Source organism: Shinella zoogloeoides, from assembly GCF_020883495.1.
In the GTDB taxonomy this organism is placed as follows: domain Bacteria; phylum Pseudomonadota; class Alphaproteobacteria; order Rhizobiales; family Rhizobiaceae; genus Shinella; species Shinella zoogloeoides.
The window spans coordinates 1,576,411-1,590,352 of sequence record NZ_CP086610.1; the positions used below are offsets into that span (position 1 = coordinate 1,576,411).

11 protein-coding genes are annotated in these 13,942 nt (G+C 64.4%); 6 read left to right on the forward strand and 5 right to left on the reverse strand.

Going from position 1 to position 13,942, the window contains the following annotated elements; translation table 11 throughout:
• The first annotated feature begins 96 nt into the window (after positions 1 to 96).
• On the forward strand, positions 97 to 405 hold the full coding sequence (locus tag K8M09_RS07980; protein WP_160784221.1) for an FAD assembly factor SdhE: 309 nt from the start codon (positions 97 to 99) through the stop codon (positions 403 to 405).
• A complete protein-coding gene (mfd, locus tag K8M09_RS07985; protein ID WP_160784222.1) occupies positions 402 to 3,908 on the forward strand; it encodes a transcription-repair coupling factor in 3,507 nt (1,168 codons plus the stop codon). The genes K8M09_RS07980 and mfd overlap by 4 nt, the downstream gene beginning before the upstream one ends.
• A 57-nt stretch (positions 3,909 to 3,965) precedes the next feature.
• Here the strand turns inward: mfd and K8M09_RS07990 are convergent, their stop codons facing one another.
• Complete coding sequence (locus K8M09_RS07990; RefSeq protein WP_160784223.1) at positions 3,966 to 4,637, reverse strand: DsbA family oxidoreductase; 672 nt, start codon at positions 4,635 to 4,637, stop codon at positions 3,966 to 3,968.
• A gap of 119 nt (positions 4,638 to 4,756) precedes the next feature.
• A complete protein-coding gene (locus tag K8M09_RS07995) occupies positions 4,757 to 6,553 on the reverse strand; it encodes an extracellular solute-binding protein (RefSeq protein ID WP_160784575.1) in 1,797 nt (598 codons plus the stop codon).
• 278 nt (positions 6,554 to 6,831) lie between these two features.
• Here K8M09_RS07995 and K8M09_RS08000 point away from each other — a divergent pair, with 278 nt between their 5' ends.
• On the forward strand, positions 6,832 to 7,455 hold the full coding sequence (locus K8M09_RS08000) for an invasion associated locus B family protein (RefSeq protein ID WP_160784224.1): 624 nt from the start codon (positions 6,832 to 6,834) through the stop codon (positions 7,453 to 7,455).
• A gap of 74 nt (positions 7,456 to 7,529) precedes the next feature.
• Here the strand turns inward: K8M09_RS08000 and hspQ are convergent, their stop codons facing one another.
• Entirely contained in the window at positions 7,530 to 7,862 is a 333-nt protein-coding gene (gene hspQ, locus K8M09_RS08005; RefSeq protein WP_160784225.1) for a heat shock protein HspQ, read from the reverse strand.
• 154 nt (positions 7,863 to 8,016) lie between these two features.
• Between hspQ and K8M09_RS08010 the strand changes: the two genes are divergently transcribed.
• On the forward strand, positions 8,017 to 9,036 hold the full coding sequence (locus tag K8M09_RS08010) for a coiled-coil domain-containing protein (protein ID WP_160784226.1): 1,020 nt from the start codon (positions 8,017 to 8,019) through the stop codon (positions 9,034 to 9,036).
• A gap of 46 nt (positions 9,037 to 9,082) precedes the next feature.
• The gene (locus K8M09_RS08015; protein ID WP_160784227.1) at positions 9,083 to 10,117 is read left to right on the forward strand and encodes a TAXI family TRAP transporter solute-binding subunit; all 1,035 of its coding nucleotides are present in this window, start codon (positions 9,083 to 9,085) and stop codon (positions 10,115 to 10,117) included.
• A gap of 92 nt (positions 10,118 to 10,209) precedes the next feature.
• Here K8M09_RS08015 and glnA read toward each other — a convergent pair whose 3' ends face one another.
• A complete protein-coding gene (gene glnA / locus K8M09_RS08020) occupies positions 10,210 to 11,619 on the reverse strand; it encodes a type I glutamate--ammonia ligase (protein ID WP_160784228.1) in 1,410 nt (469 codons plus the stop codon).
• A gap of 59 nt (positions 11,620 to 11,678) precedes the next feature.
• Complete coding sequence (locus tag K8M09_RS08025) at positions 11,679 to 12,017, reverse strand: P-II family nitrogen regulator (RefSeq protein WP_003515720.1); 339 nt, start codon at positions 12,015 to 12,017, stop codon at positions 11,679 to 11,681.
• Between the two features lie 366 nt (positions 12,018 to 12,383).
• Between K8M09_RS08025 and K8M09_RS08030 the strand changes: the two genes are divergently transcribed.
• Positions 12,384 to 13,874: an NAD(P)H-hydrate dehydratase gene (locus tag K8M09_RS08030; protein ID WP_160784229.1), complete on the forward strand. Its 1,491-nt coding sequence runs from the start codon at positions 12,384 to 12,386 to the stop codon at positions 13,872 to 13,874.
• The last annotated feature ends 68 nt before the right edge of the window (positions 13,875 to 13,942 follow it).

Sequence of the window (13,942 nt, forward strand, 5' to 3'; positions counted from 1 at the left end):
AATCGCCGGAGATCATGCCTTTGGCAAGGCTGACAAGCGGCTTTTGCCGGTCTATAGAAGCGCGAATTGTACGAAGTTGGAAAGGCGAGGACGATCATGACGGGAACGACACGCTCGAGCGCCGAGATCGACCCGCGCCGCAAGCGCATCCTCTTCCGCTGCTGGCACCGGGGCATCCGCGAGATGGACCTTGTGCTCGGCGCCTTCGCCGATGCCGAGATCGCCACGCTCTCCGAGACCGAGCTGGACGAGCTGGAGCGCATCATGGCCGAGGAGGACAACGACCTCGTGAAATGGGTGACCGGCGAAAAGCCCGTGCCGGAGGAATTCCAGCGCGGCCTCTTCCCGCGCATCGCCGCCTACCGCCCCGATTTTTCGCCGCTCTTCAAAGACGACCGCGCATGATCCCCGGATTTTCTCCCGAACGTATTGCCGGCGCCGGCCGGCCGATGACCATCGGCGCCGTGCCCTCCGGCGTCGAGCCGCTGATCCTCGCCGACCTTGCCCGCAAGACCGGCCCGATCGCCTATGTGCTCTCGGACGGCCAGCGCATTTCCGATCTGGAACAGATGCTCGGCTTCGTCGCGCCCGATATTCCGGTGCTGACGCTGCCCGGCTGGGACTGCCTTCCCTATGACCGCGTCTCGCCGAGCGCCGAAGTCTCCGCGCGCCGGCTGTCCGCGCTCTCGGCGTTGATCGCCCACCAGAAGAAGCCGCATGCGGCCATCGTGCTCGTCACCGTCAACGCCATGCTGCAGAAGACGGCCCCGCGACCGACCATCGAAAGCCTCGCCTTCTCGGCAAAGCCCGGCAACCAGATCCGCATGGACGACATCGCCGCGCGGCTGGAGCGCAACGGCTTCGAGCGCGTGGCGACCGTGCGCGAGGTCGGCGAATTCGCCGTGCGCGGCGGCATTCTCGACGTCTTCGTGCCCGGCAGCCTCGAGCCACTGCGCCTCGATTTCTTCGGCGACACGCTGGAATCGATCCGCTCCTTCGATCCCGCCAGCCAGCGCACGACCGGGCAGGCGCGCTCCCTCGACCTCAATCCGATGAGCGAGGTGACGCTGACGCCGGAGACGATCTCGCATTTCCGCAAGCAATATCTCTCGTCCTTCGGCGCGGCGACACGCGACGATGCGCTCTACCAGGCCGTCTCCGAGGGCCGGCGCTATGCCGGCATGGAGCACTGGCTGCCGCTGTTCTACGACGAACTGGAAACCGCCTTCGACTATCTGCAAGGCTTCCGTATCGTCACGGACCATACGGTACGTGAGGCGGCCGTCGAGCGCTCCCGCCTCGTGCGCGACTATTACGATGCGCGCCTCGCCTCCGCGACGCCCGGCAAGGGGCAGGTGGCGCAGGCAACGCCCTACAAGCCCGTGCCGCCCGGCCTGCTCTATCTCGACGCCGAACGCTTCGCCCGCGAACTGGACGAGCGCGCCGCCATCCGCCTTTCGCCCTTCAACGAGCACGAGGGCGAGGCCCGCCATGTCGAGACCATCGAGGCGCGGCCCGGCATGCGCTGGGCGCGACCGGCCGGCAGCGAGGATGCCGACGGCGGGCGCGTCAACGTCTTCGATCAGGCGGTCAAGCACATCGCCGATAAGCGCGCCTCCGGCGCAAAGGTGCTGGTCACGGGCTGGTCGGAAGGCTCGCTCGACCGTCTCCTGCAGGTGCTTGCCGAACACGGTCTCGGCAATGTGGTTCCCATCGAAAAATTCGGCGATCTCACCAGGCTGAAGCCGGGCGAGGCGGGTTCTGCCGTTCTCAGCCTCGAAAGCGGCTTCGAAACGGGCAATATCGTCGTCATCGGCGAACAGGATATTCTCGGCGACCGCATGGTGCGCCGCGCCAAGCGCCGCAAGCGCGGCGCAGATTTCATCACTGAGGTCGCCGGCCTCGACGAAGGCTCCATCGTCGTGCATGCCGAACACGGCATCGGCCGCTTCGTCGGCCTGCGTACCATCGAGGCCGCCGGCGCGCCGCATGCCTGTCTTGAACTCGTCTATGCGGACGACGCAAAACTCTTCCTGCCCGTCGAAAACATCGACCTCCTCTCCCGCTACGGCGGCGAGGGCACCGATGCGCTGCTCGACAAGCTCGGCGGCGTCGCCTGGCAGGCGCGCAAGGCCAAGCTCAAGAAGCGCCTGCTCGATATGGCGGGCGGTCTCATCCAGATCGCCGCCGCGCGCCTCGTGCGCCACGCGCCGGTGCTGGCCGCTCCGGACGGCGTCTATGACGAATTCGCCGCCCGCTTCCCCTATGACGAGACCGACGATCAGGCGAACGCCATCGACGCCGTGCGCGAGGACCTTGGTGCGGGCCGGCCGATGGACCGCCTCGTCTGCGGCGACGTCGGCTTCGGCAAGACGGAAGTGGCACTGCGCGCCGCCTTCATCGCGGCGATGAACGGCGTTCAGGTCGCCGTCGTCGTGCCGACCACGCTGCTCGCCCGCCAGCATTTCAAGACCTTCTCGGAGCGTTTCCGGGGCCTGCCGATCCGTGTGCAGCAGGCCTCCCGCCTCGTCGGCTCCAAGGAACTGGCGCTGACCAAGAAGGAGCTTACCGAGGGCAAGACGGATATCGTCGTCGGCACCCATGCACTGCTCGGCTCGTCGATCAAGTTCGCCAATCTCGGCCTCCTCATCATCGACGAGGAGCAGCATTTCGGCGTGAAGCACAAGGAGCGGCTGAAGGAGCTGAAGAGCGACGTGCATGTCCTCACGCTCTCGGCGACGCCCATCCCGCGCACCCTGCAGCTTGCCATGACGGGTGTGCGCGAACTCTCGCTCATCACCACGCCGCCGGTCGACCGCATGGCCGTGCGCACCTTCATCTCGCCCTTCGATCCGCTCGTCATCCGCGAAACGCTGATGCGCGAGCACTATCGCGGCGGCCAGAGTTTCTACGTCTGCCCGCGCCTCAGCGACCTCTCGGAAATCCACGATTTCCTGCGGCAGGACGTGCCGGAACTGAAGGTCGCCGTAGCGCACGGCCAGATGCCGGCAACCGAACTCGAAGACATCATGAACGCCTTCTACGAAGGCCGCTACGATGTGCTGCTCTCGACCACCATCGTCGAATCCGGCCTCGATGTGCCGACGGCGAACACGATGATCATCCACCGCGCCGATATGTTCGGCCTCGCCCAGCTCTACCAGCTTCGCGGTCGTGTCGGCCGGTCCAAGGTCCGCGCCTTCGCGCTCCTGACCCTGCCTGTCAACCGCACGCTGACAGGCACCGCCGAACGCCGCCTCAAGGTGCTGCAATCGCTCGACACGCTCGGCGCAGGCTTCCAGCTCGCCAGCCATGACCTCGACATTCGTGGCGCGGGCAACCTGCTCGGCGAGGAACAGTCCGGCCATATCAAGGAAGTCGGCTTCGAACTCTACCAGCAAATGCTCGAAGAGGCCGTCGCCGAGATCAAGGGCGACGAGGAAGTCGCCGACAGCGGCTGGTCGCCGCAGATTTCCGTCGGCACGCCGGTCATGATCCCGGACGATTACGTGCCGGACCTGCACCTGCGCCTCGGCCTCTACCGCCGCCTCGGCGAGATCACCGAGCTTGGCGATATCGACGCCTTCGGCGCGGAGTTGATCGACCGCTTCGGCCCGCTGCCGATCGAGGTCCAGCATCTTCTGAAGATCGTCTACATCAAGTCGCTGTGCCGCGTGGCCAATGTCGAGAAGCTGGACGCCGGCCCGAAGGGCGTCGTCGTGCAGTTCCGCCACAAGGAATTCCCGAACCCGGCGGCGCTGGTTGGCTACATCGCCAAGCAAGGTACACTGGCGAAGATCCGCCCCGACCAGAGCCTCTTCCTCGCCCGCGACTACCCGACGCCGGAAAGGCGCCTGACGGGCGCAGCGCAGGTGATGACGCAGCTTGCGGGATTGGCGAAGCAATAGAAATGAAAAAGCCGCCCGGTTTTCGCCGGGCGGCTGTTTCGAAAATCCCTTGTCGCCTTAGTTTTTCCCGACGCGCTCCTGCGCCTTCATCGCCGCGATCTCGCGGAAGGCGTTGGTCAGGACATCCACGGACTGTGCGCCCATCACGGCATATTTGTTGTCGATGATGAAGCAGGGCACGCCGGTGACGCCCATGTCGCGGGCCATGCCGATTTCTTCCTTGACCGCATCGACATCCGCGCCGGCGGAAAAGAGGGCGGTGACGACGGCGCGGTCCATGCCGGCGCTCTCGGCGACGTCGAGCAGAACGGCTCGGTCGCCGACATTGCGACCTTCCTCGAAATAGGCCTTGAAGAGCGCGAGCGCGACACGGCTCTGGACGTCTTGTCCCTCGATCATCGCCCAGCGCAGCAGGCGGTGTGCGTCCAGCGTGTTCGGGCTGATTTTCACCGCAGGGAAATCGAAATCGATGCCGTCTTCAGCGCCGAGGTCGGCCAGCATCTCATGGGCACGGTTGACCGCATCCGCACCGCCGAGCTTTTCGGCGAGGTGCTTCTTGTGGTCGACACCTTCCGGCGGCATGTCGGGATTGAGCTGGTAGGGGCGGAACGTCACCGCGACGGCCAGTTCGTCCTTCACATTGTCGATCGCCTTTTCGAGCCGCTGGCGGCCGAGATAGCACCAGGGGCAAACGACATCCGAGACGACATCGATCGTAATGGCTTCCATCCGGTTTTCCTTTCGATAGTCCGGAAAATTCCGGTTTTAACGTAGCGCCGAGATAGGCTGCCCGCCCGCCGCTTTCAACAGGTTACGTCAAGGTAACCCCAAATCTGGGGATGCCCTCTTTATTGCGCCCGCGCGTCCCACCATACGGGGAACTGGAAACCGTAGAGCGGAACCGTCTCCGGCCGCGCGATATGCCTGGAATGCGCCACCCATTGCTCGCCGAGGTGATAGAGCGGCACGACATAATAGCCCGAGAGCAGCATCCTGTCGTGCAGGCGCACGGCTGAGCGGAAATCCTCCGCCGTGCGCGCCTGCAGCATGGCCTCGATGATGCGGTCGACATCGGGATCGGCGACGCCGGCAAAATTGGAACTGCCGTCCCGGTCCTTCGAGATCGAGCCCCAATAGCTGATCTGGTCGATACCGGGCGAAAGCGAGGAGGGGAACGCCTTGATGATCACATCGTAATCGAAGGTCTGGCTGCGGCTCTGATATTGCGAATCGTCCACCGTGCGGATCGTGGCTTTCACGCCGAGGGCCGTGAGGAAGCGCTGGTAGGCGAGCGCCAGCTTCTCCTGATCGGCGTTCTGCGTCATGATCTCGAAGGTGAGCGGCTTGCCCGCCGCATCGACCATCTGCCCGCCCTTGATGGCGTAGCCGGCCTTCTGGAACAGGTTCATCGCCTCGCGCAGCACCTTGCGATCCCGGCCGGAGCCGTCCGTCTTCGGCAGGAGATGCGTGCCGGCGAGGATATCCGGCTCGATGCGCGAAAGGGCGCTGCCAGCGATCTCGCGCTCGCGCGCGTCGGCGGGCGCACCCATCGAGCTGAGGTCGGAATTCTGCCAGTAGCTCTGGGTGCGCTTGTAGGCGTTTTCGAAGAGACTGCGATTGACCCATTCGAAATCGAAGACCAGCGTCAGCGCCTTGCGCAATTCCTGCTTCTGGAACAGCGGCCGCCGCGTGTTGAACACGAAGCCGAGCATGCCGGACGGTGTCTTCGGCTTCACGCTGTCCTTGACCACGGCGCCGGAAAGCGCGGAGGGAAAATCGTAGCCGCGCGCCCATTTGGTCGGATTGCCCTCCTGGAAGAGGTCGATTTCACCCTTCTTGAAGGCTTCGAACAGCGTGTTCTCCTGAAGGAAATACTCGACGGATATCTCGTCGTAATTGTCGAAGCCGACCTTGGCGGGGATGTCCTTGCCCCAGTAGTTCGGGTCGCGCGCATAGACGATCTTCTCGCCCGGCTTGATCTCCTTCACCTTGTAGGGGCCGGAGCCGAGCGGCGAGGCGAGCGAGGTGCGGTCGAAGGTCTCCACGTCGATGGCGTGCTTCGGCAGGATGGGCGAAAGCGCAAGCAGCAGCGGCAGCTCGCGGTCCGCCTTGTCGCTGAAGGTGAAGCGTACGCTGTGCTCGCCAATCTTCTCAAGCTTATCCACCGCCTCGAGCCGGCGGCTGAAAGGCGCGCGGCCCTTGTCGCGCAGCAGTTCGAAGCTGAAGATCACGTCCTCGGGCGTTACCGGCTCGCCATCCGCCCAGCGCGCCTTGGGGTTCAGGTTGAACTGGATGAAGGTGCGGTCTTCATCCCACTCCACCGTTTCGGCGATGAGGCCGTACATGGTGAAGGCCTCGTCGCGCGAGCGCTGCATTAGCGATTCGTAGACGAGGTTGCCGAATTCCGGGTCCCACATGCCGCGCGCGGTGGTGCGCATGCTCTTCAGGATGAAGGGATTGAGGTTGTCGAAGGTGCCGACGACGCCATAGGCGATGCGACCGCCCTTCTTCACGTCCGGGTTGACGTAGCTGAAGTGCTTGTAGTCCGGCGGCAGGGCGGGTTCGCCGTGCATCGCGATGCCGTGCACCGGGGCGGCGTGGCCGAAAGTGGCCGGCAGGCCGAAGAGTGCGGCGGCAAAGGCCATCAGAAAGGGGCGCAAGGGTGTCTCCTCGTCAGGTCCGGATGATTCTCGTCCATTATAGCCGCCGCGAGGGCGCGCGGGGGAAATAGAAGGGAAGCCGGAATTTCGCAAGGAAAGGCTGGATATCCGCCGCGGCCCATTGTAACAGGTTACGCCGAAGCGGGTCATGCAAATGCCTCATTTCGCCGACAGGAGAGCGCACGGCTGACCAGATGCCCGAGAGGGGCTTATGGGAGGGGCGCCGTCGCTCCGGCACCGGATTTTCAGGAGACCGAACTCGTATGATCTTCACATCGAATCTCATCAAGCGGACCGTGCTTTCCGCCTTCGCTGCCTCCGTTGCCATGGCCGCCGCGCCGTCGGCATCGCTGGCACAGCAGCAGGCCGCGCCGAAGGGCTGGTTCAAGGTCTGCACCAAGCAGGAAGACAATGACGTCTGCATCGTGCAGAACCTTCTGACCGCTTCCAGCGGCCAGCTCATCACGGCCGTCGGCCTCATCACCGTCAGCGGCAAGACCAACCGCAAGATCATGCAGGTCTCGGTTCCGAGCGCGCGCCTGATCCCGGTCGGCATTCAGATGCAGATCGACGGCGGCAAGGCCCAGAAGCTCGACTACGCCATCTGCATGCCCGACAAGTGCGTCGCCGAAGTGCTGCTGACCGACCAGATGCTTGCCAGCCTCAAGAAGGGCGGCGAACTGGTCCTGACCTCGGTCAACTTCCAGCGCGCGCCGAACCCGATCAAGTTCTCGCTCGAAGGCTTCACCGGCGTATTCGACGGCGAGCCGATCGAACAGTCGCAGCTCGAAGAGCGCCAGCGCCTGCTGCAGGAAGAAATGCAGAAGAAGGCCGAGGAAGCCCGCAAGAAGCTCGAAGACGCCCAGAAGGCTGCCAAGAGCCAGTAATCCGCGACCTCGCAGGATACGAAAAACCCGGCCATCGGCCGGGTTTTTTATTGCCTGAAGGAAGGGCGGGGCGGCTAATGGAAGATGCCGCTCTCTTCCTTCCAGCGATAATGCCCGTGGTCGATGTTCATCAGCGCGCGAACCTGCGGGTGGCGGATCGGCTGGCCGCTGTCGTCGGCCACGAGGTTCTGCTCCGAGACATAAGCGACGTATTCGGAATCCTCGTTCTCCGCGAAGAGGTGATAGAACGGCTGGTCCTTGGACGGCCGGATTTCGACCGGAATGGCGTTCCACCACTCTTCCGTATTGGCGAATTCGGGGTCCACGTCGAAGACCACGCCACGGAAGGGGAAAACCCGGTGGCGGACCACGTCGCCGATGGCAAATTTTGCGTTACGCATCTTCATGGCGTACCTACCTTTCCGCTTATATTTGGGTAATTGCGCTGAAACATCAATAGTTCCCCGTGCTCATCCGTTCTTCTCGCAAGGGGTACGGCGCTTGCGCGCCCGGGCGTTTCGGCGTACCTCGAAAGGCCAATGTCTCAGCGGGTCGGATAGCATGAACAATCAGTGGGGCAGGAGCGGCAACGGGCCGGCGACGGGCGGCGGCTCCGGTATCGGCGGCATCCTGTTCGCCTCCGTGGTCTGCCTCGTGCTCGGCGCGGCCGGCGGCTACGGCGCATTCCGCATGCTGGGCGGCGCACCTCCCACCGACGAGATCGGCCAGCGCGACCGGCGTATCGCCGAACTTGCCAGGGAACTCGACACGCGGGTTGCGGAAGTCGAGGCGGGCAGCGAGAAGGCAAGGGCGCTGACGGCGGAAAATGGCGCTCTCACCCGGCAGATCGAAGCCCTGCGCAAGAATGCCGGCGCGTCCGACGCCACCGCGGCCATCGCCGAAAATGCCAAGCTTACGCAGGATATCGTCCCCGGGCTGAAGAACGAGCTGCAACTGGCCGGCCAGCGTGTCGCCGATGCCGAGGCCCTGAAAAAACGGGCGGAGGAGGCGGTGCGCGACCGCGAACGCCAGCTTTCCGTTCGGGCCGACCAGATCGCCCGCCTGGAAACGGCGCTGGATCAGGCGCGCAGCCAGAAGGATACCGCGCAGAACGCCGAGACCGAGCGGCTGGAGGCCGAGGCCGACACGTTGCGCCGGCAGTTGGAAGAGGCGCAGCGCGATGCGGAGACGATCCGCACGAAGGACCTGCCGGCGCTTCAGGCCGAGCTTGCCCGCAAGGACAGCGAGATTGCCGCATTGAACACCCGCAATGCCGCGCTTGCAGCCCGTATCGACGCACTTGAAACCACCCGTGCGAGTGGCGAGGCCGGCAATGCCGGCACGCCGGCGCTGGACAATACAAAGCCCGCCGACAGTCGCAGCCCGCGCAACGCCGCCCTGGTGGCGGACGCGATGAACGACACGCCGGGCCTAGACCGCCTGACGAGCGGGCAACGCGACCAGCTCGAACGCGTGCTGGTTTCCGGCGAATGCGTCACCAATGCGCTCGGCGCGGTCTTCAAGCGCGTGCCGGTGCTGACACTGCGAAACCTGATGCGCGACCTCGACAGCGACTGCTAGTTCCACCAGTCGCTCCGGCGGCCGGTTTCATGGGAAGGAGACTTGGATGAAGCGATCTGTTCTGGCGGCCGCAATCGGCCTTGCACTTTCGGCGGGCGGCGCGCCCGCGCAGGAATTCGAGCGCAACATCATGACCGGCGGCCCGCAGGGCACCTATATCAAGATCGGCCGCGACATCGCCGCGCTCGGCGCCGAATGCGGCCTGAAGCTCAATGTCGTCGAAAGCGCCGGCTCGCTGGAGAACTTCGTCGGCGTGCGCAACCGGCGCAATACCCAGTTCGGCATCGTGCAGAGCGATGTGCTCGAATACCTGAAGACCTTCGAGGCGAACGACCCGGAGGTGCAGAAGGCGGTGAAGGGCGTGCGCATCATGTTCCCGCTCTACAACGAGGAGATTCACGTGCTGGCCCGCAAGGACATTTCCAGCATGAAGGACCTTGCCGGCAAGAAAATCGCCGTCGGCAAGAAGGACAGCGGCACATTCCTGACAGCGACGCTCATCATGGACATTCTCCAGGTGAAGGCCGGCGAGCGCATGGATATCAACCCGGACGAGGCGCTGCCCAAGCTCCTCTCCGGCGAGATCGACGCCTTCTTCTACGTTGCCGGCGCGCCGGCCTCGCTGTTCACGGGCAATGCGATCGACAAGGCGAAGTTCCATCTCGTGCCGATCACCGAGGCGCCGCTGCTGGCGACCTATACGCCCTCGCGCATCGAGGCCGGCACCTATTCCTTCCAGGACCAGCCGGTCGATCTCATCGCGGTGAAGGCCGTGATGATGACCTACGACTACGACATCAAGCGCAACGCCTATCACCGCGATAGCTGCAAGACAGTGGCCGACTTCTCCAGCCTCATCATAGGCGGGCTGGACAAGCTGAAAACGACGGGCCATCCCAAATGGAAGACCGTCGATCTGACGGCCCTGCCGCCCGGCTGGCAGGTCGGCGTCTGCGTCAAGGCCGGCATGGCGCTGGACTACAAGCCGAACTGCAAGCCGAATGCCGGGGCCGCTTCCGGCGGCGCGGGCGACGAGAACGAGGAATACCTGAACCTGCTGAAACAGCGGCTTCAGAAATAAGCCTTTCGCCAGACAACAAAAAACCCGGCCACTGGCCGGGTTTTCCGTCTCGGGAAGCCTCCCGTCCAGGGACGGGAGGAATACCACGCCGATCAGGCGGAGTAGTACATGTCGAATTCGACCGGATGCGGGGTCATTTCGAAGCGCATGACTTCCGCCATCTTCAGCTCGATGTAGGAATCGATCTGGTCGTCGTCGAACACGCCGCCGGCCGTCAGGAACTTGCGGTCCTTGTCGAGGTTTTCGAGGGCTTCGCGCAGCGAGCCGCAGACGGTCGGGATCTTCTTCAGTTCTTTCGGCGGCAGGTCGTACAGGTCCTTGTCCATGGCCTTGCCCGGATGGATCTTGTTCTTGATGCCGTCGAGGCCGGCCATCAGCATGGCGGCGAAGCCGAGGTACGGGTTGCCGAGCGGGTCGGGGAAGCGGATTTCGACGCGCTTAGACTTCGGACCCGTGCCGAACGGAATGCGGCACGAAGCCGAGCGGTTGCGGGCCGAGTAGGCGAGCAGCACCGGAGCCTCATAGCCCGGGACGAGACGCTTGTAGGAGTTCGTCGTCGGGTTGGTGAAGGCGTTGATGGCCTTGGCATGCTTGATGATGCCGCCGATGAAGTAGAGGCAGCTTTCCGACAGACCGGCATATTCATCGCCGGCGAAGGTCGGCTTCGAATCCTTCCAGATCGACAGGTGTACGTGCATGCCCGAGCCGTTGTCGCCGAAGATCGGCTTCGGCATGAAGGTGGCCGTCTTGCCATAGGCATGGGCGACCTGATGCACGGCGTATTTGTAGATCTGCACCTTGTCGGCGCTGCGGACCAGCGTGTCGAACTTGACGCCGAGCTCGTGCTGGGCGGCGGCGACTTCGTGGTGCTGCTTTTCGACCGTGACGCCCATTTCCGTTAGCACGGTCAGCATTTCCGAGCGCATGTCCTGGCAGCTATCGACCGGGGGAACCGGCAGGTAACCGCCCTTGACGCGCGGACGATGGCCGAGGTTGCCGGTCTCGTAATCGGTGTCGTCGTTGGAGGGCAGCTCGGAGCTGTCGAGCTTGAAGCCGGTGTTGTACGGGTCGGCCTTGTACTTGACGTCGTCGAAGATGAAGAATTCCGGTTCCGGGCCGGCATAGACGGTGTCGCCGATGCCCGAGGCCTTGAGATAGGCTTCGGCCTTCTTGGCCGTGCCGCGCGGGTCGCGGTTATAGGCTTCGCCCGAGACCGGCTCGAGGATGTCGCAGAGGATGACCATGGTGGACTGCGCGAAGAACGGGTCCATATGCGCCGTCGTCGGATCTGGCATCATCACCATGTCGGACTCGTTGATGGCCTTCCAGCCGCCGATCGAGGAGCCGTCGAACATGACGCCGTCGGCGAACATGTCTTCGTCCACGACGCCGACATCCATCGTGATGTGGTGCAGCTTGCCGCGCGGGTCCGTATAGCGCAGGTCCACGAACTTTACGTCGTTTTCCTTGATTTGCTTGAGGATGTCATTGGCAGTCGTCATTAGTGAAGTCCCTGTATGTGATGACGAGAAAGAGCCTCGGCCGGAATGGCCGGGCGGGATTAGATGGCGTCGACGCCGGTTTCGCCGGTGCGGATGCGGATGACTTCTTCGACGTTGGAGACAAAGATCTTGCCGTCGCCGATACGACCGGTCTGGGCCGCGTTGCGGATCGCCTCGATGACGGCCTCCGCATTCTCATCTGCCAGAACGACCTCGACTTTCACCTTGGGCAGGAAGTCGACGACGTATTCGGCGCCACGGTAAAGTTCCGTATGCCCCTTCTGACGCCCAAAGCCCTTCGCCTCGGTGACGGTGATGCCCTGCAGGCCGACTTCCTGAAGAGCTTCCTTCACCTCATCGAGTTTGAAAGGCTTGATGATCGCTTCGATCTTTTTCATGAGAAGATGTCTCTCCGCTTCCCCTGTTTGCGCGGGCCATGCCCGCTGCTCACTTCAAATGCACGTAGCATGCCAAGTTGAAGCAGGATGCGTGCCAGGTGGAATGAAATCCGCTTTCCCGACGCTCCCGCTCGTCCTCACGCAGGCGATGATGCGGCTTTCCGGGCAAAAGGACCAGAGGGAATCTGCCTAAAAAATGTCTCGTTCGGCGGCCGCTCCCCGATCGTGGCGGTGCGTCGGGCCGGATCGACGCCGAAAGCTGCAAATTTGAGCATATCCAATATGCATCTGCATAAAAAATGATCTTTGTCGCGGGGCGGGGATACGGGCTTGTTTCCGATGCGCCTTTGCGGGCATCCTGCGGGCATGCACAAGGAAATCCACACGCTGATCCTGTCGCCCGAGGATATGGGGCGCATCGACCGGGCTGCGGCCGCATCCGGTCTTTCGTCCTATGGGCTTATGGAGCGCGCGGGGCAGGCGGTCGCCGCCGCCGCGCTGCGCCGCTTTCCGGGCGCCCGGCGCTTCGCCGTCCTTTGCGGGCCGGGAAACAACGGTGGCGACGGTTATGTCGCCGCACGGGCGCTTCGCGCGGCCGGCGCGGATGTTGCCGTGCATGCGCTCGGCGATCCGGCCGCCCTGAAGGGAGACGCCGCGACGGCCCATGCCGCCTTTGCCGGCCCCGTCGCGCCGCTGGCCGACTACCGCGCCCGCGAGGGGGATGTCGTGGTCGATGCGCTGTTCGGCGCCGGATTGGCGCGGGATGTGCCGGATATGGTCGCGACCGTCATCGAGGCGGTGCGCGGCCATGTGCTGCCCGTGCTCGCCGTGGACCTGCCGTCCGGTATCGACGGGCGGACGGGGCAGGTGAGGGGCGCGGCCTTCGAGGCGGCTGCGACCGTCACCTTCATGTGCCGCAAACCCGGCCACCTGCTCCTGCCAGGACGGGCGATGGCGGGCGAGGTGGAGGTCTTCGACATCGGCATTCCCGCGCGCCTGTTCGCCGGCCATGCCGGCCATATGCGGATCAACACGCCCGATGCCTGGCGTGCGGCAATGCCGGCGCTGACCGGCGCGGCGCATAAATATGTCCGCGGGCACCTTGCCGTCTTCTCCGGCCCGGCGACCGCCACCGGCGCGGCGCGGCTTTCCGCCATGGCCGGCCTTCGGGCCGGCGCGGGGCTGGTAACCGTGCTGTCCCCGGCCGGCGCGCTCGCGGCGAATGCCGCCCATCTGACGAGCGTGATGCTGAAGACCGTTGATAATACGGACGACCTCGGCGTGCTTCTCGGCGACGAACGGCTGAAGACCTTCGTTCTCGGCCCGGGCTTCGGCGATGCGTCGGCGGCCCGCGGCTATGTGGAGCGGATCGCGGCGGCCGGCCGCCGCCTCGTGCTGGACGCCGATGGCATCAGCGCCTTTCGTGAAGACCCGAAACGGCTCTTCGCGCTCTTTTCCGACGGAGAGCCACGATTGATCCTGACGCCGCACGACGGCGAATTCGCCCGGCTTTTCCCCGATCTCGCCGGCGACCCGACGCTTTCTAAAATCGAGCGCGCGCAGAAAGCCGCCGCCCGCGCACATGCCGTCGTCATCCTGAAGGGTGCGGACACGGTGATCGCCTCGCCGGACGGACGGGCGCTCATAAACGAGAACGCGCCGCCCTGGCTGGCGACGGCCGGCTCGGGCGACGTGCTGGCCGGGATTGCCGGCGCGCATCTGACACGCGGCATGCCGGCCTTCGAGGCGGCGGCCGCCGCGGTCTGGCGTCACGGGGAGGGCGGGCGCATGGCAGGCGAAGGCCTGACGGCGGACGATCTCATCAACAACCTGAATGGTCCCGATCAAATCAAATGACTTTGCGGACGCGGCCGTTCCCGCTACAGCGGTTCCACGCAATGCCAGAGCCGTTCCGGCAGGATTTT